The sequence below is a fragment of the Candidatus Delongbacteria bacterium genome (assembly GCA_020634015.1).
In the GTDB taxonomy this organism is placed as follows: Bacteria; CAIWAD01; CAIWAD01; order CAIWAD01; family CAIWAD01; genus JACKCN01.
Genome location: JACKCN010000006.1, coordinates 283,562 through 303,732, shown reverse-complemented (window position 1 = coordinate 303,732; position 20,171 = coordinate 283,562). Strand labels below are relative to the sequence as shown.

The 20,171-nt window shown below is 65.1% G+C and carries 15 protein-coding genes and 2 tRNA genes; 14 read left to right on the top strand and 3 right to left on the bottom strand.

Going from position 1 to position 20,171, the window contains the following annotated elements; genetic code table 11:
- Positions 1 to 9: 9 nt before the first annotated feature.
- Together H6678_12835 and H6678_12830 are read right to left on the bottom strand one after the other, a co-directional pair.
- The gene (locus H6678_12835; protein ID MCB9474682.1) at positions 10 to 597 is read right to left on the bottom strand and encodes a hypothetical protein; all 588 of its coding nucleotides are present in this window, start codon (positions 595 to 597) and stop codon (positions 10 to 12) included.
- A gap of 61 nt (positions 598 to 658) precedes the next feature.
- Positions 659 to 1,123, bottom strand: coding sequence for an Rrf2 family transcriptional regulator (locus H6678_12830; GenBank protein ID MCB9474681.1), 465 nt, complete (start codon positions 1,121 to 1,123; stop codon positions 659 to 661).
- A gap of 97 nt (positions 1,124 to 1,220) precedes the next feature.
- Here H6678_12830 and H6678_12825 point away from each other — a divergent pair, with 97 nt between their 5' ends.
- The 9 genes from H6678_12825 to H6678_12785 all read left to right on the top strand — a co-directional run bounded on the left by H6678_12825 (position 1,221) and on the right by H6678_12785 (position 13,353).
- Positions 1,221 to 1,361, top strand: coding sequence for a hypothetical protein (locus tag H6678_12825; protein MCB9474680.1), 141 nt, complete (start codon positions 1,221 to 1,223; stop codon positions 1,359 to 1,361).
- A 193-nt stretch (positions 1,362 to 1,554) separates the two neighbouring features.
- The gene (locus H6678_12820; protein MCB9474679.1) at positions 1,555 to 5,469 is read left to right on the top strand and encodes a T9SS type A sorting domain-containing protein; all 3,915 of its coding nucleotides are present in this window, start codon (positions 1,555 to 1,557) and stop codon (positions 5,467 to 5,469) included.
- A 13-nt stretch (positions 5,470 to 5,482) separates the two neighbouring features.
- Positions 5,483 to 5,815, top strand: coding sequence for an MGMT family protein (locus tag H6678_12815; GenBank protein MCB9474678.1), 333 nt, complete (start codon positions 5,483 to 5,485; stop codon positions 5,813 to 5,815).
- A 611-nt stretch (positions 5,816 to 6,426) separates the two neighbouring features.
- Positions 6,427 to 6,822 (top strand): large-conductance mechanosensitive channel protein MscL, encoded by a 396-nt coding sequence (gene mscL, locus H6678_12810; protein MCB9474677.1) that lies wholly within the window; start codon positions 6,427 to 6,429, stop codon positions 6,820 to 6,822.
- A gap of 17 nt (positions 6,823 to 6,839) precedes the next feature.
- Positions 6,840 to 8,093, top strand: coding sequence for a tRNA guanosine(34) transglycosylase Tgt (tgt, locus tag H6678_12805; protein MCB9474676.1), 1,254 nt, complete (start codon positions 6,840 to 6,842; stop codon positions 8,091 to 8,093).
- 79 nt (positions 8,094 to 8,172) lie between these two features.
- Positions 8,173 to 8,922, top strand: coding sequence for an electron transfer flavoprotein subunit beta/FixA family protein (locus H6678_12800; GenBank protein MCB9474675.1), 750 nt, complete (start codon positions 8,173 to 8,175; stop codon positions 8,920 to 8,922).
- Between the two features lie 9 nt (positions 8,923 to 8,931).
- The gene (locus tag H6678_12795) at positions 8,932 to 9,873 is read left to right on the top strand and encodes an electron transfer flavoprotein subunit alpha/FixB family protein (GenBank protein ID MCB9474674.1); all 942 of its coding nucleotides are present in this window, start codon (positions 8,932 to 8,934) and stop codon (positions 9,871 to 9,873) included.
- Positions 9,874 to 10,070: 197 nt separating this feature from the next.
- A complete protein-coding gene (locus H6678_12790) occupies positions 10,071 to 11,558 on the top strand; it encodes a sel1 repeat family protein (protein ID MCB9474673.1) in 1,488 nt (495 codons plus the stop codon).
- Positions 11,559 to 11,805: 247 nt separating this feature from the next.
- Positions 11,806 to 13,353: an SUMF1/EgtB/PvdO family nonheme iron enzyme gene (locus tag H6678_12785; GenBank protein ID MCB9474672.1), complete on the top strand. Its 1,548-nt coding sequence runs from the start codon at positions 11,806 to 11,808 to the stop codon at positions 13,351 to 13,353.
- Between the two features lie 98 nt (positions 13,354 to 13,451).
- Here the strand turns inward: H6678_12785 and H6678_12780 are convergent, their stop codons facing one another.
- Positions 13,452 to 15,341, bottom strand: a complete 1,890-nt coding sequence (locus tag H6678_12780; protein MCB9474671.1) for a (Fe-S)-binding protein — start codon at positions 15,339 to 15,341, stop codon at positions 13,452 to 13,454.
- 209 nt (positions 15,342 to 15,550) lie between these two features.
- On the opposite strand from H6678_12780, the gene H6678_12775 reads away from it, so the two are divergent.
- The 5 genes from H6678_12775 (at position 15,551) to H6678_12755 (ending at position 19,835) form a co-directional block, all read left to right on the top strand.
- The gene (locus tag H6678_12775) at positions 15,551 to 17,203 is read left to right on the top strand and encodes an acyl-CoA carboxylase subunit beta (protein ID MCB9474670.1); all 1,653 of its coding nucleotides are present in this window, start codon (positions 15,551 to 15,553) and stop codon (positions 17,201 to 17,203) included.
- Positions 17,204 to 17,227: 24 nt separating this feature from the next.
- A complete protein-coding gene (locus tag H6678_12770; protein ID MCB9474669.1) occupies positions 17,228 to 17,440 on the top strand; it encodes a cold shock domain-containing protein in 213 nt (70 codons plus the stop codon).
- A gap of 168 nt (positions 17,441 to 17,608) precedes the next feature.
- Positions 17,609 to 19,579 carry a homoaconitase gene (gene lysF / locus H6678_12765; protein MCB9474668.1) on the top strand — a complete coding sequence of 657 codons (1,971 nt, stop codon included), beginning with the start codon at positions 17,609 to 17,611 and terminating at the stop codon, positions 19,577 to 19,579.
- 78 nt (positions 19,580 to 19,657) lie between these two features.
- Positions 19,658 to 19,730 (top strand) — tRNA-Met (locus tag H6678_12760).
- A 31-nt stretch (positions 19,731 to 19,761) separates the two neighbouring features.
- Positions 19,762 to 19,835 (top strand) — tRNA-Met (locus H6678_12755).
- Positions 19,836 to 20,171: the final 336 nt, after the last annotated feature.

The window sequence follows — 20,171 nt, the reverse complement described above, 5'->3', positions numbered from 1 at the left end:
GCGTCCGCTTCAGAAGCTGTATCCCAGATGCATCGTGGCAAAGGGGATGATCGCTGCCGGAGTGAAGTCCTCACCACCCAGCATGGTGTCACCCGACAGTTTGGCGGACAACCCCAGGCCGGCCCACGGCATGATGTACAGCGGCCCTCCCGTGGGACGCCAGCGCACACCGGCGTAGGGCATGGCGAGAATCGTGCTGTAGTCGACCGAGCCCGCCAAGCCATCCCTGTCAAGTTCATAGTGTTGTACGGCCAGTTGCAGCCCCAGGACTGTGCGCCCCCCGGGCCGGAGGGTCCGTTCGGCGAAGACGCCAAGTCCCTGTTCCAGCCGCTGGTTCCAGCCTTTGTTGCGATTGTCCGGAAGCAATTCGACGAACAGTTCGGGGAAGTTCATGGCGTAATGCCCCACGCCGAGGGTCCAGTCCGGCAGCGCAGCGGGTGACCACCGCACGTGCAATGCGTGTCCGCCGAACGCAAAGGTGGACGGGTCAGTTTCCAGAGACCAGGTTGATTGCGTGGCCGATTCGGCACTGGCAAAGGGGCCTGCCCAGAGCAGCAGGCCAGCAATGGCCCCAAGGACCGGTTTCGAGAGTGTCATGGCTTTTCCTTTTTGTTGGTAAACAGAATCACAATTAGGTCGAGTTATGGTCACAAGAATATCAGTCCAGTGCGCGCAACAGATCGGACAGCTTGCGCGCCGCCAAAGCCTGCTTCAGTGCTTCTTCGCAGGCCTGAAGTTGTGAGTTCACCGCTTTCTGACCGATCGTGGGTTTTGTCAGGTTCAGCGGCACTTCCCAATCCTGGCGGAACAGGGGCCCATCGTGTTCCACCGCCTGCAACACATCGAGCAGGGTGATTGCATCAGCGGCCCTTGCCAGTCGGATGCCGCCTCTGGCGCCCTCCCGCGACTCAATCAGACGCGCATTCCGCAGGCTGTTGAGCAGTTTGGTCAATGTGGCCGGCGCAATGCCCAGCGCTTCGGCGATGGAACGGGCCGAAACGAACTCGAAATGTCCCTGGCGAATCTTGTCCCCGATGAACATCAGGACAAGCAGGGATTTTGACATCGACAAGGAGTAGCCCATTCTCCGACCCTTATTTTTACTCGTCATAATATATATCATGAATCTTGATTTCCAAGCAATGAACGCACACGTCTTCAGGGCAACCGATTCCTGCGGGCGGAAGGTCACCCCAGGACACGCTGACCCATTTCCCGGAATGCTGTCTGACGACAACTACATCCGGGTGGAGCTGCCCGCCTGCCCCGAACGCACGGGCGAGATCCTGCGGGTGCGGCTGGAAGCGGGTGACGAGACACTGATGGATGGCCAGCCCCTCGAGGCGGCGGTCACCGTCTGAGCCGGGGCCGTCAAGCCGCCAGCTTTCGGCAAGCGGGTTGACTCGTGCTTGTTTTCCCTGCGCATCCGGCTATATTTGCCCTTCGCCCACCTGAACTCCAGCGTCGGCCGAATCAGACAGTGATCGCTTCCCGATGGCGCAGTTCCGGGCGTGCGGGAAGCCTTTGCTCTCTCCATTGTCCAAGGAGTCTTCCATGTCCCTCAATCCGCGTCTCGCCCTTGGCGTGCTGGCCCTGGGCCTGGCCGCCCTGCCTGCGCTGGCCCTGCCCGAAGTCCCGCTTCAGCTTCCGGCCAATCCGCTCTCGCAGGACCACCCCGGCAACGCCGTCTGGCAGGAGTTCCTCAAGGCCAACCCCGGCAGTCGCATCCTGGACTGGGACCGCTTCCATCCGGCGCCTCACCGCGCCCTGCTGCAAGGTGTGAAACTGCCCGGTGGAGATCTGGTGGACGTGCGAGACCTCGAGAATCGCCTGCGCAGCTGGCTCGCGGATCATCGCGAACTGCTGCCCACCGGTGAGCTGGAACTGCTGTATGGCGGACTCCACGACCGGCTCTGGGTTGCGCGTTTCCGCGAGACCTGGGCCGGTCTGCCGGTCTTCGGCAGCGAGGTCGAATTCCGGGTGAGCCCCCAGGGCGCACTCCTGATGCTGGGCAGCGATGCCGGCCTGCTGGATGCGGTCCGGGGCGACATCCGGGGCGAAGACGCCCTGCTTGACGCTGTGCGCAACCAGGTGTCCGACCTGCATCCCGGCTCACACATCGATTCCCACGGGCTGATCTGGTTGCCCGCCTGGCAGGACAATCGCTGGATCCACCGTGCCGCACTCGAAGTGGAAGTCCAGCCCCTGGATCACGAACACAACTGGCGGGCCTGGTATTCCACCGAGGATGGCGAACTGCTCTGGTGTTACGACCAGGTGCGCCATGTGACTCTCAATGGCCAGGTGAACGTGCTGGCCCAGCCGGTCTCGCAGAATGATTCGGAAATCCTGATGCCCGCACGCCATCTGGCACTGGACGTGAGTGGCCAGTCCGTGTTCACCGACAGCCTCGGCCAGTTCACGGCGGAAGTCCAGGGCGCAGGGCCCTGGTTCATCTCGGGCGAGTTTCTGGGGCGCTGGGCCAATGTGAACCGCAGTGACGGCAGCGATGCCTTCTTCGTCTGGGAGACCGCCGACGCGCAGAACCTGGTGATGGGCAGTGAGGCCCACATCGCCGAGCGGGATGCCTACGTGCACACCAACATCGTGCACGATTTCATCAAGGGGCTGGATCCCGGCTTCACGGGCCAGGATGCGCCGATGGGCGTGAATGTCAACATTGGCCAGACCTGCAACGCCTTCTACAATCCCGGTGGCAACACGATCAACTTCTTCAGTGCCGGCGGGGGCTGCCCCAACACGGCCCAGGTGGCCGGGGTACTGTATCACGAGTACGGACACGGCATCAACCACCGTCAGTACCAGCAGGCGGGGGCCAGCCAGGGCATGATCAACGGCGCGATGCACGAAGGGCTGGCCGACGTCAACGCGGTCTTCATCCAGGACGTGAACTTCGTCTCGCCGGGCTGGAGTCTGCGCGCGGTGGAGAACAGCCGTCACTACCCCGAGAACATCACGGGCGAAGTGCACGCCGACGGCGAGATCATTGGCGGCGCGATGTGGGACCTGCGACAGGCCATTGGCCTGGAACCGGCCCAGCACCTGTATCACTTCGCCCGCTGGGGCGCTCCCGACGACGTGGACACGGGCCGGGCCTTCTTCGAGTATTTCGTGGAGGTGCTGCTGGCCGACGACGACAATGGGGACCTGGGCGACCAGACTCCTCACTGGCAGGAGATTGACGAATCCTTCAACGCCCACGGCATCGGCAGTGTGCTGACCTGGTCCATGAGCAGTTTCGTGCTGCACCAGCCGCCCCTGCAGATTCCGCCGGACGTCGAGCTGCAGATGGAGGCCTCGGGAGACCTGCCCGCATTTCTGGCCGATGCCGATGTGTTCCTGAACTTCCGGCAAGCCGGTGGTGAATGGCAGCAGCTGCCCATGCTCAGCGATGGCGGAGATGTCTGGTCGGTTCAGTTGCCCGGCTTCGAGGAAACTCCCTGGGTGGAGGTCTACGCCAGTCTGGTCAATGGGGACCAGAGCGAACTCTTCAGTCCTGTGGGCGGTGCGGAGGGTGCCTGGCACTTTGCCGTGAGCTCCCAGCCCCTGCCCTTGCTCGATTTCGAATCCGACGATGCGGGCCTGAGCGACGCTCAGGGTCTCTGGCAGCACGGAACTCCCCTCAGCGGCCCTTTCAATGCCTTCAGCGGCGAGAATGTCTGGGCCACGGGGCTCACGGGCAACTATGCCAACAGCAGCTGGGCCCGTCTGGACCTGCCCAGTCTGGTGGTCACCCGGGATGGATTCTCGGCACTGGGCCTGATGCACTGGATGCTGGGAGACGGCAGCGGAGACGGGGGCAACCTGCAGATGTCGCTCAACGGCGGCGACTGGCAGACCCGGGAACCGCGCTCGGGCTACGATTTCAATTTCTCCTCGACTCTGCCTCTCGCCGGCGAGCCGGCCCTTTCGGGCAGTGGGTCCGCCTGGCAGGCGCTCGCCTTCGAACTCAGCGACGGCCTGCAGGTTGGCGACCGGCTGGATCTTCGCTTCAACTTCGTCAGCAACGCCAGCCAGAACGGTCCGGGCTGGTATCTCGACGACCTGGAGCTCCTTGGGCTGGCACCATTGCCGGATCTGGATCACAGCCCCCTGCCGGACAGCGAGGACACACAGGCCGGTGGTTTCGAGGTGAGCGTGACCGTACAGAGCCAGCTGAATCTGCTTGGCCACCAACTTGAGTGGCGGGTCGACGGCGGCGAAGTGCAAACGCTGGAGCTTGAGGTCGGCTTCAACCCCGAGATCTGGTTCACCACCATTCCCGGCCCCTTTGCGGAGCAGGAGGTGGAGTATCGCTTCAATCTGGGCTTCGAGTATGGGCTGAACATCAGCTTGCCCGAAAGCGGCTGGTACGGATTCAGGGTGGGGGCCGACCAGATTCCGCCTGTGGCGAGCTTCGTGCGCCCGCCGCGAAACCTGATCGGTCTGAGTGGTGTCCAGCAACTGCAGGCGCTGGCCAGCGACAACCTGGGGCTGGCATCCGTGAACCTGGAAGGACGCGAAGCCGGTGGCGAGTGGCAGAGCCTGGGCGCGCTTCAGCCCGATGCGCAGACCACCGGACTGTGGAACCTGACTCTGGAGTACACGGCCGCCAACGCCGGGATGCACGAGATGCGCCTCAGGGCCATCGATGAAAGCCAGGCGGCGCTCGAAGGCTTCAGCGAAGTTGCCGAATTCACCATGGGCGAAGACGAGGCGCTGGACGACTTCGAGACCCTGGACACGGCAGGCAACTGGAACCTGAGCGGCGAATGGGCCTTCCAGAGCGGGCGTACCTATGGAGGCAGCAGCCGGGCACTGGGCAGTTCCGACGACGGCTTCTACGATGCATTCTCGGCGGGCATCGCCCGGTTCGAGCGCACGATTGACCTCAGCCAGGCCAGCAGTGCCTGGCTGGAACTGCGTGAGCAGTGGTTCATGCAGAGTGGACTTGACTTCGTGATCCTTGAAGTCAGCGCCGACGAGGGCCCCTGGGAAGAGCTTGCCAGCCGCACGGGTGTGCAGGCGCTGTGGAATCTGGCCTCGCTGGATCTGGAGCCCTGGCTGGGCAGCAACCTGCGCTTGCGTTGGCGCATGGCGGCTGACGGCAGTGATCAGGGTCTGCACGTGGGATACTTCGTCGACGAGATCCGCCTGGTCGCCGTGCCCCTGACAACCGTGGAGCCCGCGCCGGCCGTGGCGAGCACCTGGCATCTCTCGGAAGCCTGGCCCAATCCTTTCAATCCCGAGACCCGCATTCGCCTGCAGCTCGATCGGCGCGAGAGTCTGGACCTGGCCGTGTACAACCTGCTGGGGCAGGAAGTGATGCAACTCGCCCAGGGCCCCCTGGAGGCAGGCGAGCACCTCTTCCGGATCGACGGTGAGTCGCTGGCGAGCGGCGTCTATCTGGTGCGTGCACGGGCCGGGAGTGGCTGGGCCGAGACCCGGCGCATCCTGCTGCTCAAGTAAGAGGAAAGCCGTGATGAGCGAGCAGCAGTTGATGCTCGAGCGCATGCAGCGCATTCTGTCGCAGATCCCTCCCGGTCGGGTCCTGAGTTATGGGCGCCTGGCCGAGATGGCCGGGTTTCCCGGAAGGGCCCGGATGGCGGCCCGGTTGCTGAGGAATCTGCCCGATCCGGATCTGCCCTGGCACCGGATCCTGTCAGCGGACGGGCACAGCCGGATTCCCGCGGATCAGGTACGTCAGGAGCAGTTCCAGCGCCTGTGGGACGAAGATGTTCCCATGCGCAGTGCCGAACAGGTTGACATGACCTGGGCCATCTGGGATCCGGATGGCGAACCACAATCTCCCTGAAGGATTTCGGTCATCGACTGCTGGCCGATGTCCAGAATTGGGCATGGAGAAGGAGTGGGTGGCGCGGAGATTGTTCGCAAGTCCTTGTTTATCAGGACGCCGTTGACATTGTCGCAATTGGCACGGTTCCTGCAATCCTAATGCGAGCTCGGTCCAGCAACCCTGTTTCCTTGGCATCTGCTCTGTGCGGGTATCGATGAAAAACGCTGGGCCGCCGTGGGGACACGGAACGGGATGCCCCCTGTTCCACCTCTCGGTTATGCCCAAACCTGCGGGGGCTGACGTGCCCTTGTCAGTCCCAATGGAAACTGCCCGTCCGATCGCTACCGGACGGGCTTTTTTTCTCATGTCCCCTGACCTTTCCGTCTTCCGGCCCTGCGGGCACTCAACCGCGTTTTCCTACTTTGTCGCGTCGCGGTCCCGGGGGGACCGGTCCATTCCAGAACCCAGTCATTCTCTCAGACTCCCGTCCGGGTATCCGGTGTCCTGTTGCCGGTCCGGAACCAGATGCGAGCGCCCGGGGGAAACGCCGCGGAATGCAGCGGCAACGACTGGACTCACAAACCAGAACACAGCGGTGATCTAGACAACAGCGGAGGTTCTTCATGTCCATGATGCAGGAGTTCAAGGCATTCGCCATGCGCGGAAACGTGATTGACATGGCCGTGGGTATCGTGATTGGCGGAGCCTTTGGCAAGATCGTCTCGTCCTTCGTGGCCGACGTGGTCATGCCGCCTCTGGGCATGCTGATGGGCAAGGTCAACTTCACCCAGCTGGCCATCGTGCTCAAGGAGGCCGAGGGCGATGTGGCCGCCGTGAGCCTGAACTACGGCAAGTTCATCCAGACGGCGGTGGACTTCGTGATCGTCGCCTTCGCGATCTTCATGGTGGTCAAGGCGATGAATTCCCTCAAGAAGAAAGAGGAAGCGAAGCCTGCCGCCCCGCCGGCCCCGTCCAAGGAAGAAGTACTGCTCACCGAAATCCGCGACGCGCTGCGCCAGAAGTAGTCTCGCGGTATTCCGTCATGGCTTGCCCCGATCGAGGGCCGGTTCCACGGAACCGGTCCTTCTTTCTGGCCGAAGTCCCACACGATCCGGCGGGCACAGGTCCCCGGCCCCAAACAGCAGGCGAATGCGTGTTCACACTGGAAGCCACCAGCGGCCGGGCCCGGGCCGGCACCCTGCATCTGTCCCACGGCAGCGTGCCCACTCCGATCTTCATGCCGGTGGGCACTCGCGCGGTGGTCAAGACTCTGGACGGACGGGACCTGGAAGACCTGGATCCCCCGATCCTGCTGGGCAATACCTATCACCTGTATCTCAGGCCTGGGCTGGATGTGCTGCGGGCCGCCGGTGGTCTGCACCGCTTCATGCGCTGGCAGCGCCCGATCCTGACGGATTCCGGAGGCTTCCAGATCTTCTCACTGGCCAAACTGCGCAAGCTGCATGAGGAAGGGGCCAGTTTCCAGAGCCACATCGATGGCAGCCGGCACCTCTTCACGCCCGAATCGGTGATCGAGATCCAGCGCGTGCTGGGCAGCGACATCATGATGGTGCTGGATGAATGTCCGCCGGGCACCGCGGATCACGCCTACGTGGAAGGCAGCCTGCAACGGACCCTGCGCTGGGCTGGCCGCTGTCACACGCAATGGCGGGCAACGGACGCGCTCTGGGGGCACCAGCAGTTTCTCTACCCCATCGTCCAGGGCGGGGTCTTTCCCGATCTGCGCCTGCAGTCCATCGAGGCGCTACAGGAATGGGACTGGCCCGGGCTGGCGATCGGCGGCCTCTCGGTGGGGGAGAGCAAACAGGCGATGCGCGAGATGACCGACCTCTGCGGGGCCCATCTGCCTCCGGACAAGCCCCGCTATCTGATGGGCGTGGGCACACCCGAGGACATCCTCGAGAGCATCGATCTGGGAGTGGATCAGTTCGACTGTGTGCTGCCCACGCGCAACGCGCGCAAGGCCACCCTGTTCACCACGGTGGGCCGTGTCAGCGCCAAGTCGGCACGTCATGAATTCTCGGTGAATCAGCCTCTGGATCCCGCCTGTGCCTGCTACACCTGCCGCACCTACGACCGGGCCTACCTGCGCCACCTGTACCATGTGGAAGAATTCACCGCGATGCGCCTGGGCACGATCCACAACCTGCACTACTTCCTCGACCTGGTGCGCGGTGCCCGCCAGGCCATTCTTGAGGACCGCTGGGCCGACTACCGCGACCACATGCTGGCACCCTACCGGAACCCTGAACCGCGCGACACCCCCAACGGTTGAAGGCTGGAATGCCCCGCGGAAATCCCTACCTTCCCGGCTCCTTTCGAAGCACGCTTCCATCAATTGCGGAGGACCCCCGGTGAATATTTGCGTCTGCATCAAACGGGTGCCGGACACCGAGGCCCAGATCCTGCTGGCGGCCGATGGTCGCAGCGTGGACACGGCGGGCATCAACTACATCATCAATCCCTATGACGAGTACGCCATCGAGGCGGCCCTGAAACTTCAGGAAGCCCATGGCGGCAGTGTCACGTTGCTCACCGTGGGTGAGGCCGATGCCGACAAGACCCTGCGCAAGGCTCTGGCCATGGGCGGCGATCAGGCGGTGCTGCTGACCGTGGACAAGGACCTCAGCGACCCGCGTCAGGCGGCGCTGGCCCTGGCCGAGTGGCTCAAGGGCCAGTCGATGGATCTGATCCTCTGCGGCAAGCAGGGCGTGGATCACGACCACGGCTCCACGGGCCCCATGCTGGCCGAACTGCTGGGCCTGCCCTGCGTGGCCGGCATCAGCGCGCTGGCTCTTGAAGGCAGCACCCTTACCGTGGAACGGGAGATCGAGGGCGGCAAGGAGAAGTACAGCACCACCACACCCGCCGTGCTGAGCTGCGACAAGGGCCTCAACGAGCCCCGCTACGCCAGTCTCAAGGGCATCATGATGGCCAAGAAGAAACCTCTGGAGACCCTGGCGGCACAGACGGGCGAGAGCCTGCTGAACACCGAGGGGCTGGGATACCCGGCGGCACGTCCCGCGGGTCGCATCATCGGCAAGGGACCCGAGGCAGTGGGCGAGCTGCTGGGTCTGCTCAAGAACGAAGCCAAGATTCTCTAGGGGAACACCATGTCATTGGTCTGCATCATCGAACAGCACGACGGAAAGATCTGGCAGGGCTCGCTGGAAGCCCTGAGCGCCTGCCGCACCCTGGTGGCCAACGGCTTCGGCGGGTCGGTCATCGCCCTGGTTCCGGGCATCTCCGCCGACAGCACCGCGCTGGGCAATCACGGCGCCACCCGCGTGATCCAGGTCGAAGACCTGAAGGCCTACAGTGCCGATGGCTGGGCTGCCGCCCTGGCCGCGGTGATTTCCGGTCTGGATGCCAAGGGCATCTTCGCCAGCGCCTCGGTCCAGGGGCGCGAGTTGTGCGCCCGGCTGGCGGCTCGGCTGGGGCTGAGTGTGCTCAGCGACTGCACGAGCCTCGAGGTGGCCGAGGTTCAGTTGCTGGTGACCCGTCCCGTGTTCGCGGGCAAGGTGCTCAGCAAAGTCCGCTGCCAGGCTTCCGTCGCTTGCGCGACCCTGCGCCCCAAGGTCTTCGCGGCCACCAGCGACTCAGGCTCCGCTGCGGTGGAGTCCGTACACAGCCAGAGTCTGGACATGAAAGCCGTGGTCCAGGAAATCCTGGCCTCCGCCGCGGGCAAGATCGACCTCAGCGAGGCCGACATCATCGTCTCCGGGGGCCGTGGCACCGGGGGGCCCGAGGGCTTTGCCCCGATCGAGGCCCTGGCCGCCAAGCTGGGTGCCGCCGTGGGAGCCTCACGCGCCGTGGTGGATGCGGGCTGGCGCCCCCACAGCGATCAGGTGGGCCAGACCGGCAAGGTGGTCAACCCCACGCTCTACATCGCCTGTGGCATTTCCGGAGCGATCCAGCATCTGGCGGGCATGAAGAACAGTCGCTACATCGTGGCCATCAACAAGGACCCCGAGGCCCCGATCTTCAAGGTCGCCGACTACGGCATCGTGGGGGACCTGTTCGAGGTCTGTCCGGCCCTCACGGCCGCGCTGTGAATCCCCGGGAAAGCCGCCCGGCCGCCGCTTTCCCCCCGAAGAGTCCGAAGACTGCCCCACGCACGCGCGTGGGGCAGTTTCTTTTTCTGCTTGCCCTGTGCGCGCTTGGGGTTCGCTTCTGGCCCAGCGAAGATCTCGCACAACCTGAGCAGGATCTGCAGGCCCGCACATGCCACCGGCTGACGGAACTGCGCCAGTTGGCCGCTGCCGGCAGGGTCGCGGCCATGGTGACCCTGGGCCAGTCCTTCGAAATGGGACACGGGCTGGAGCAGAATCCGGACAGTGCGCGGGCCTGGTTCCGCAAGGCCGCGGACGCGGGCAGCGCCGAAGGAGCCTGGCAGCTGGCGATTCTGCTCGCGGCCGACACCTCTCCGCCCGAGGCCGAGATCAGAGAACTGCTGAACCGGGCGGCTCGCAGCGGACACGCTGCCGCTGGCTGGAAACTGGGCGACGCATGGGAATCCGCTCTGGGCGGACCGGCAAGCCCGGACAGCGCATTCAGCTGGTACCGGCGCGCGGCACAGGCCGGAGTGGACGAGGCGCGCACCTCGCTGGCCCTGTGTTACGTGAGTGGCATCGGTTGCACGCCCGACACGGTACGTGCACTCGGCTGGATGCAGAGCGCCGCCGATGCGGGCTCGGCACGCGCACAGTCCTGGCTCGGCCGCTGGCGCCTGAGCCTGCTGACTCCCGCGGATTCCCTGCAGGCTCTGCATGACTTGCGCGAGGCTGCTGTGAAAGGTGAGGGGCAGGCACGCGTCCAACTGGCCAGCCTGCTGGGCCAGGGGCCATTGGCCTGGCGCAACGAGCGCGAAAGTGCGTTCTGGTTGCGACTGGCGGCACACTCCGGAGAGGTGGCGGCCTGGACACCCTGGGCCCGTTGTCTGGAATGGGGGCGTGGCACACGTGCATCAACGCGGGAAGCTCGCCAGTGGTACCAGCGAGCCGCCGAAGCCGGTGACGGGCTGGCTGCGCTGCGACTGGGACGCATGCACCGCGAAGGGCGCGGCGGTCGCAACAGTCGGCAGCAGGCCCTGGGCTGGTTCCTGAAGGCCCAGCAGCTGGGAGAAACAGAGGCCCTTCACGAACTGGGCCGTACCTTCGAACACGGAGCCCGCCCCGGGGACGCACGCTGGCAGGGGGCCGTGGCCTGGTATCGGGTGGGTGTCCAGCGCAATCAGCTTGATTGCCAGTTGGCACTCGCCGGAATGCTGCATCGCGCCCCGGCGTCGGCCGACGAGGAGCAGGAAGCCTGGGCCCTGCTGGAAGATGCCGCCGACCGCGACCACCGCGAAGCCCGCCTGGAACTGGGGCGCTGGTTGCTGGAAGCCGAACCGGAGAACGGAGGAGCCGCGCGCGCCTGGCAGCTCTTCCAGCAGGCGATCGCCCAGGGCAGCCGCGACGCATTGTATACCAGCGGGCAGATGCGCCTGCGCGGGCAGGGCGTTCCGCGCGACCGGCACGAAGCCTTCCGCTTCTTCCATCGGGCCGCCGAACGGGGTCTGGCCGAGGCCTGGCGCGAACTGGGCAACTGCTACCGCTTCGGCTGGGGCACCGCCACCGATTTCCGCCAGGCCGAAGAGTGCTACGCCCAGGCCCGGCTGCTGGGCGCGGATCAGGCCAGAGAAGGCCTGCCGATGCCATCCAATACGGCTCCCGCCGAGGCCACGCGCTCCGGCAGATGAGCTGCGGAATGCAACCCGGGCTGCCCACCGCCGGCATCCTTTTCCGACCGGTTGATTGGCATCATGGAATGGCACCCTGCCATTTCCGAACATGCGCCGGTTCCTGTCAATGGTCATCCGGGCGCGGATCCGACGCCGTGCCTGCCACTGTGTGAATCGGTCGAGCGTCCCCCAGGGCTTCCAGTGTGCCACACCCTGGCCGGAAGACTCCGGCAGCCTGAACCACGACCCTTCATCCGGAGCCGAGATGCGTCCTCACCGCCGAATGCTGCTCATGATCGCGTTGAGTGTGTCTCTCTGGATCAGCTGTGCCGAAGAGGAGCCGGAGCTGCAAGCGAACACCGCTCCCGTGATCGCGCAGCTGGTGGCCGACCCGCTTGTGGTCTGCATGCGCGCTCAGGGGCCCTATCAGGACCAGGTCGTGCTGGAATGCACGGCCCTGGACGCCGACGGCGATTCCCTGCACTACCTCTGGGAGTCAGCGGACGGGTCATTTCCCCAGGGCAACCAGCGGAACTACACATTCTGGCTGCCGCCGGCACGGGTGAACCGCTGTGTGATCCGGGTGACGGTTGACGATGGCGCCCTGGCCGTCAGGGACTCGGTGGAGATCGTGGTACTGACCGAAGAGCAGTGTGCCGCCGGACAGGCGATTCTGCCGGACATCGTGATCGCGCCGTCCTCCGGGACGATGGAAACCCTGTTCTCGCTGGATGCCAGCGCCTCACGACATCTTCAGTTTCCCGACAGTCCGCTGGATTTCCGCTGGGACTGGGAAGGCGATGGCCTCTGGGACACGCCCTGGTCCGCATCGCCCAAGGTCGAGCACACCTTCGGCCGGGTGGATCTGACCCGGGTCCGCCTGGAAGTGCGTGATGCCTGGGGGCAGTTCGCGGATACCACGCGCAGCCTGCTCGTGGGCAGTCCCCTGCCCACAACGGGCATCGAAGCGGTGACCCTGCCCCCGGGCGAATTCATGATGGGCCCCGGGGAAGGCCAGCTGACGGTCATCGACCATTCCTTCGTGATCGGCAGCACCGAAGTCAGCAACGCCCAGTATCTCGACGCTCTCAACTGGGCTCTTGAGCAGGGCCTGGTGACGGTGGACGGGGAGTTTGTCACACAGCACGACCGGCCCCTGCTCTGGATCAAGGATGGATACGACTCGCCCACCGAGATCCGCTGGTCGCAGGAGCTGAACCGCTTCCATCTGGCCTGCTCCCGATTCGTGGATGGCGCCCATGGCCCCGGAGTCGCCTTTGCCCACGGATACGACCCCGCGGACCACCCTGTGGTACATGCGACCTGGTTCGGGGCGGTCTGCTTCGCCGACTGGCTCAGCATGCGGGAAGGCCTGCCGGCCTACGGCAATGGCGACTGGCTGCGGACCGGAACGAGCGCAGCGGGCTACCGCCTGCCTCTGCCCATGGAGTGGGAGTATGCCGCCCGCTACGACGACGGCCGTGAGTATCCCTGGGGCGACCAGCCGCCCGACTGCCAGCTGGCCGAATATTCCCCGGGCGAGCCCTGCACCGGCTGGACCCAACCCGTGTGGACACATTTCGACGGGGCCTCATCCCTGGGTCTGCTCAATCTTGCCGGCAATGCCTGGGAATGGGTCAATGCGTACTCCAGCGATCACAGCGGCGCGGAAGTCCAGGTCACCAGCGAGATCCGCGGAGGAGACCACGCCTCCAATGCGGCGGCCTTGCGCGCGACCCGGGCCACCACGGTCCCGCTGCTCGGGTCGGAGATGAGAACGGCCGGATTCCGTGTCTGCCGCACGCTGCCCTGAGGGGAGATCTCCCGGGCGGCCAGCCGCGATCGTAAACGAAAGGGCGCCGGTTCCTCGCGGAACCGGCGCCCTTGCATCGTGCGACATCTCGCCAGCCGTCAATGGCTGCCGGGCTGCACCATGCTGCGCGCCACCAGCTGGGCCAGGTCGAGCACTTCGATCTCTTCCTGGCGGCCCTTGTCCTTGACTCCGTCGGAGATCATCGTGCGGCAGAAGGGGCAGGCGGTGCAGACGGTCTTGGCGCCCGTGGCCAGCAGTTCGTCGGTGCGGGCGTGATTGATGCGGGTGCCTTCGGTTTCCTCGGCGAAGAGCATGGCCCCGCCGGCGCCGCAACAGAAACTGCGGTCGCCGTGGCGCTCGGGTTCCACCACCGCGGCTCCCGAGAAGCGCAGCAGGTCGCGCGGGGCGTCGATCACTTCCTGGCCGATGTAGCGGCTCAGGTAACAGGCGTCGTGGTAGGTCACCGCGGCGCCGTCGAACTGGGCGTCGGGTTTCAGCTCGATGTGGCCGTGCTGCACAAGGTCCTTGATGAAGGCGCTGTGATGCACGATGGGCACGGCGCCCAGCCGCAGCTCGGGCGCCAGATCCTTGTACTCTTCCAGGGTCTTGATGCAATGGGGGCAGGTGCTGACGATGGTCGAGGGGCCGATCTCATTGATCAGCGCCGCATTCTCCATGGCCAGTTCCTGGAAGGCCATCTCGTTGCCCGCGCGCCGGGCGGCGTCGCCCGTGCACTTCTCATTGACCAGCACACCGAAGTCCACCCCGGCGGCGCGCAGGATCCTGACGAAGTCCAGCGCAACTTTCCGGTAGGACTCATCGTAGCGCGCCATGCAGCCCATCCAGTAGAGCACTTTCTGGCTGCCGTCGGCCATGGGCAGATCCAGCTCGCGGATGAACTTGACCGCCTCGGCACTCTGGTAGCGCCAGGGATTGCCGCTGCGTTCGAGATTGTCGAAGAAGGTGCGGAAGGTGGCGGGGAATTCGCCTTCGCTCACCAGACCGCGGCGCAGCTCCTGAATCAACAGCGGCTGGTCGTTGCCCGTGGGGCACTGCAGGGCGCAGGAGCCGCAGGTGGTGCACTGCCAGAGCCAGTCCTGGGGAATCACCGTGTCACTCACGGCCGCCTGGGTGGCCTCGTCCAGCAGGCCTCCGCGCACGCGCAGCACCAGCTGCTTGGGGTCCAGCGCCTTGCCGGTCTGGGTGGCCGGGCAGTGCTCCATGCAGCGTCCGCATTCCACACAGGCGAAAGCGGCCAGGGCGTCCTTGCGGGCCAGGTCGCTCAGCAGGTGTGCGCCGGTTTCCTCGTTCTCGAAATCCAGGGGCTGCATGTGTCCCATGGTCTCGTTGCGCATGTACACGCCCAGGGGCCCCAGCACCAGATGCAGGTGCTTGGAGCGCGGAATCAGCGCCATGAAGGCACACAGGGTCAGGGTATGGATCCACCAGACCGTGGGGCCGGCCTGGGTGCCGACTCCGTAGAGTCCGGGGTCGTGATACTTGAGCAGGTAGGTCACCATCAGGGTGGCGATGAAGAAGGCCACCACGCCGCTCTCCCACGAGAGCTTCTTGCCCAGGGGGGCGGGGCGCAGGATGAAGCGGCGCACGAACAGATAGAGGATCCCGCCCAGCGCGGCCCAGGCGAAGGCCCCGACGATGCCCTGGAAGATCGTGTGAAACCAGCCATGCCGCGGCAGAAAGCCGTAGGGCAGGAAAGGCAGGGCCTGGCTGAGATGATTCAGGGTCTCCAGCGCGAAGGCCAGAAAGGCCCAGAACACCAGAGCGTGGGCCCAACCGGCAAGCGGGCGGTGCCGGATGATCTTGCGCTGGAAGAGAACTTCGCCCACGAAGCGCTTCAGGCGCGCCAGACTGGGTTCGGGCCAGCCCGGGCTGACCTGTGAGACAGCATTCAGGCGGCGCAGCAACTCGACCAGGAACAGACCTGCGCCGATTCCCAGCGCCAGCAGGGCAAGCAACAGTTTGAGCATGATGGATCTCCGGGACTGACAAAGCGCGCAACTTAGGGATTGGCGGGCTGCACTGCCCACTGCCGGGGCGAGTTTCCCCGTGGACCGAACGGGCGCCGGCCCCGGATCGGCTTCAGTCCGTTGGGGCTTTGGCCGATCATCCATACATTCGAAGCCGGCCCGTGGCGCACGATCCACGGGCACCTGTCACACAAGCGGAACCCTGCCCCATGGATCGTCTGGGAACTCCCCTCACCGAGCTGAAACGTCCCTCCGGACAACGCGAGTACCAGGAGTCCTGCCTGGCGCGCGTGAATGAGCTGCGGGCCCGCATTGCCCTCGGCGGAGGCGAGGCGGCCATTGCCCGACAGCACAAGCAGGGAAAACTGACGGCGCGTGAGCGCGTGATGGCCCTGCTGGACCCCGACAGTTTTCACGAGCTGGCCAGTTTCGCCGGCGAAGGCATGTACGAGGAGGAAGGCGGCGTGCCCGGCGCGGGCACCGTGATGGGCATCGGCAGGATTCATGGCCGCGAGGTGATGGTGCTGGCCAACGATGCCACGGTCAAGGCCGGGGCCTGGTTTCCCATCACCGCCAAGAAGAATCTGCGCGCCCAGGAAATCTGCATGGAGAACCGGCTGCCCATCGTCTATCTGGTGGACAGCGCGGGGGTCTTTCTGCCACGCCAGGACGAGATCTTTCCCGACCGCGAGCATTTCGGGCGCATCTTCCGCAACAACGCGGTGATGAGCGCCATGGGCATTCCCCAGATCGCCGCGATCATGGGACCCTGCGTGGCCGGTGGGGCCTACCTGCCCATCATGAGCGACGAAGCGCTGATCGTCAAGGGCAGCGGAAGTGTCTTTCTGGCGGGCAGCCATCTGGTGCGGGCCGCCATCGGCGAGGTGATCGACAATCAGGACCTGGGCGGAGCCGAGGTGCACAGCAGCGTGAGCGGAGTCACCGACTATGCCGCCGAGAACGACGCCGAGTGCCTCGAGCGCATCCGCGAGATCTTTTCCCAGATGCCTTCGGGCAAGCACCGGGTCTTCGAGCGCGGCGAGAGCCGCGAACCGCGCTTCGCGAGCGATGAGCTGCTGGACCTGCTTCCCATGGACATGGCGCGCCCCTACGACATGAAGGAAATCCTGGCCCGCCTGCTGGACGACAGCGAGTGGCTGGAGTACAAACCCGAGTACGGCGGCACGCTGCTCTGCGGCACGGGCAGGGTCCGGGGCTGGACGGTGGGCGTGGTCTGCAACCAGCGCGCCGTGGTCCGTTCGGGCAAGGGCGAGCTGCAGGTGGGCGGCGTGATCTACAGCGACAGCGCCGACAAGGCCGCCCGCTTCATCATGAACTGCAACCAGCGCCGGATCCCCCTGCTCTTCCTCCAGGATGTCACGGGCTTCATGGTGGGCAGCAAGGCCGAACATGGTGGCATCATCAAGGACGGAGCCAAGCTGGTCAACGCGGTGGCCAATTCGGTGGTGCCCAAGATCACCATCATCCTCGGGAACAGTTTCGGCGCGGGCAACTATGCGCTCTGTGGCAAGGCCTATGATCCGCGCTTCATCTATTCGCTGCCCGCCTCGCGCCTGGCCGTGATGGGAGGGCAACAGGCGGCCCAGGTCCTGCTGGACATCCGGGTGGGGCAGCTGAAGAAGAAGGGGCAACTGATCGGCGAGGCCGAGAAAGCCGCCCTGCTCAAGGAAATCCAGGACAAGTACGAGCGCGAGATGGACCCCGTGTACGCCGCCTCCCGGCTCTGGGTCGACGAAATCCTCGACCCCCGCGAGATCCGTTCCCGCGTGGATCTGGCCCTGTCGGTGGCCAGCCACAATCCGGAGATTCCGCCCTTCCGCAGCGGAGTCATGCAGACCTGACCGCCCAATGGAGAACGCGTACAGATGCTGGGAACGGTGAAATTCTTCGATGAGCGCCACGGGTATGGCTTCATCACCACCCTGGGAAGCGATGTGGACATCTTCGTCCACTTTTCCCAGATCCGGGCCAAGGGGCGCAAGGTCCTGGTGCCCGGCCAGGAAGTCAGCTTTCGTCTGGTCGATGGCGAGAAAGGTCCCACGGCGGAAGGCGTGACCGTGATCGATGACCTTGGGTGACGCTTCCCGCGGGAACCCACCCACTGACCTGGCCGTTCGACCAGGTCAACCGGCTTGACCAGTGTCTGGTTTCCGCCCCCGAAGGAGTTCCATTTTCAGCCCCACGCGGCGGACACATCGTCGCCTGAAAACTGGCCGCGTACCGCGGTCGAAAAACCGGTGAGCAGAATGGCCCAGAATCTTACCGAAAAGATCGTTCAGCGCTTCGCCGTCGGCCTGCAGGCCGGCGAGGAGATCCACAGCGGTTCCTTCGTCTCCATCCGCCCCGCCCACGTGATGTCTCACGACAACACGGGTGCCATCATTCCCAAGTTCCAGGGAATCGGCGCTCGCCGCGTGGCCGATCCCCGCCAGGTGGTGGTGGCACTGGATCACAACATCCAGGATGTCTCCGAAGCCAACCAGGAGAAGTACGCGCGCATCCGTTCCTTCGCCCGCGAGATGGGGCTGGACTTCTACGGCGCCGGACGCGGCATCGGGCACCAGATCATGTGCGAGGAAGGCTATGCCTGGCCGGGCAGTCTGGTGGTGGCCTCGGACAGCCATTCCAACATGTATGGAGGGCTGGGCTGCCTGGGCACTCCCGTGGTGCGCACGGACGCCGCCGCGATCTGGGCCACCGGACGAACCTGGTGGCAGGTCCCGCCCGTGGCGCGCGTGGAACTGACGGGATCGCTGCCCAAGGGAGTCTCGGGCAAGGACGTGATCCTCGCGCTGTGCGGCATCTTCAACAAGGACGAGGTGCTGAACCACTCGATCGAGTTCGTCGGCGATGGCGTGGCCGCGCTGAGCATCAGCGACCGCCTGAGCATTGCCAACATGACCACCGAATGGGGCGCCCTCAGCGGTGTGTTCCCGATTGACGCCCGCACCATCGCCTGGCTGCGCGCACGCATCGACTGGGCAAGCCGGCGCGGACTGGCGGGCGTGCCTTCCGACGAGGACGGCGCCGGACACCATCCCCGCCTGAATGCCGAGCGTCTCGATCACCTCGAGCGCACCCTGCCCGCCGCGGATCCGGACGCCTGGTACCAGCGCGAGATCGTGCTGAATCTTTCCAGCATCCGGCCGCTGGTCACCGGACCGAACACGGTCAAGGTCACCCAGCGCGCCAGCCGCCTCAAGGAGCAGAACATCCAGGTGCAGAAGGCCTATCTGGTTTCCTGCGTGAACAGCCGCAGCGAGGACATCGCCCAGGCGGCCGCCGTGGTGGCCGGACACCGTGTGGCTCCCGGAGTGGAATTCTACATCGCGGCGGCCAGCAGCGAAGTGGAGCAGGAGTGCATCCTCAACGGCACCTGGCAGACCCTGCTGGATGCGGGAGCCATCGCGCTGCCGCCCGGATGCGGCCCCTGCATTGGCCTGGGCCGCGGGCTGCTGGAACCGGGTGAGACGGGCATCTCGGCCACCAACCGCAACTTCAAGGGGCGCATGGGTTCGCCCGAGGCCTTTGCCTGGTTGGCCTCGCCCGCCGTGGTGGCCGCGTCGGCCATCGCGGGCGTGATCAGCGACCCCACGGGTCTGGCGGACTGCGAACCCGAAAGCGAGCTGCGGATCCGCGAGAGCCGCGACGCTTTCAAGGGCACCGTGACACTGCTACCCGGATTCCCGGCCAGCCTCGAAGGCGAGCTGATCTTCTGCGACCAGGACAATCTGAATACCGACGGAATCTACCCGGGCAAGTACACCTACCAGGATGACATCACCCTGGAAGGTCAGGCCCGCGTGCTGATGGAGAATCACGATCCAGAATTCCGCCAGATCGCACGCCGTGGAGACCTGCTGCTGGGCGGGATGAACTTCGGCACCGGTTCCAGCCGCGAGCAGGCGGCCACCGCCTTCAAGGCCTTCGGCATTTCGGTGGTGCTGGCGGGCTCCTTCAGCGAGACCTACAAGCGCAACGCGATCAACAATGGTTTCCTGGTGCTCGAGGCGCCGGCTCTGCTGGCCTGGATTCGCCAGCAGGCGCTTCCCGCCGCGCTGACCGTGCGCACGGGAATGACCCTGCGCATCGACTTCCATCACAGTCGCCTGCATTGCGGTGAGATGAGCTGGCCTCTGGACCCGGTGGGGACGGCGGCCCAGGAAATGATCGTGCTGGGGGGGCTGGAGAACTGGGTGCGCAGCAAGCTGCAGTGATCTGCGATCGGGTGCAGGTTTTGCTTGCATGTGCTTGCATCTGCCATGAACGGAACCTACCTTGGGCGTTCCATTCACTGCGGGGTGGAGCAGCTGGTAGCTCGTTGGGCTCATAACCCAAAGGTCGTAGGTTCGAATCCTGCCCCCGCTATGGCACTTTTGCTTCGTGCCTTTTCCCAAACGGCAGTGTAGCTCAGCTGGTTAGAGCAGCGGAATCATAATCCGCGTGTCCGGGGTTCGAGTCCCTGCACTGCTATGCCGTCAATCGGGGCAGCCAGGCAGCCTGAGCTGCCGAACGGTATCCGGTTCGCGAGCCGCGTTGCGGGTCGATCTTTCCCCCCGGGAAGCGCCAAGCGCCCTTCCGCCCACAACCCTGACAATCCGATTCCATGCTGGGCCCGGCCCGACTGGCCCCGGTGGTGCTGGAGCCAGGTCCGGAGTGAAGTTTCCCCGGTATTCCGGCGATAATGTCTGCGATTCCAGACCCAGCAGAACACTCGCGGTCCGGTCGGTCTTTCAGGACCGCCTCGGCCCGAGATCCATGATATCTTCGGGGGCTCCCGGGAGCTTCCGATCACGATCGCGGGGGCGC